Genomic DNA, 620 nt, shown 5'->3' with positions numbered 1-620 from the left:
AGTTCATAGTGCTCTCTAAGTTCTTGAGAGTATGCAAGGAGCTTTTCGAGAATCTCATTATTGGTCAAGTGTGAGCGAAAAGTAGGGCGATAAAAACGTTTATTACTAAGTTTACGGCTATCCTGTTGAATGAGTTTCCAGTAACGTTTTAGTGCCTTATATCCGTGCGATTTGCGATCAAAACGATTCATGACTTGGATGCGAAGACGATTCATAGCTCGACTGAGATGTTGGACAATGTGAAAGCGGTCGAGAACGATTTTAGCGTTAGGAAAAAGTTTTCTGGCAATATCATAGTAGGGGCTAAACATATCCATGGTAATGACTTTCACGCGACTTCTTACCTGACTAGAATAACGAAGAAAATGATTGCGAATGGTCACTTGAGTCCGCCCATCCAGGATAGCTATGATCTTTCTGGAATCAAAATCCTGTGCAATGAAACTCATCTTACCTTTCTTGAAGCTGTATTCATCCCAAGACATGTGAGTTGGAAGGAAAGATAAATCTGTCTTGAATTTGAATTCTTTCAATTTACGAATGACTGTCGAAGTAGAGACAGATAGACTTTCTGCGATAGCCGTCATAGGGACTTTCTCGATTAATTTTTGAGTGATTTT

General features: G+C 39.4%; 1 protein-coding gene. It reads right to left on the bottom strand.

Going from position 1 to position 620, the window contains the following annotated elements; translation table 11 throughout:
* A partial coding sequence (locus ADF68_RS05620; protein WP_049548973.1) for an ISL3 family transposase occupies positions 1-620 on the bottom strand: 620 nt, incomplete at both ends.

This window comes from Streptococcus pseudopneumoniae (genome assembly GCF_001068775.1).
GTDB classification, from domain to species: domain Bacteria; phylum Bacillota; class Bacilli; order Lactobacillales; family Streptococcaceae; genus Streptococcus; species Streptococcus pseudopneumoniae_N.
The sequence above is the reverse complement of the archived record's forward strand: the minus strand, read 5'-3'. Positions and strand labels throughout refer to the sequence as shown.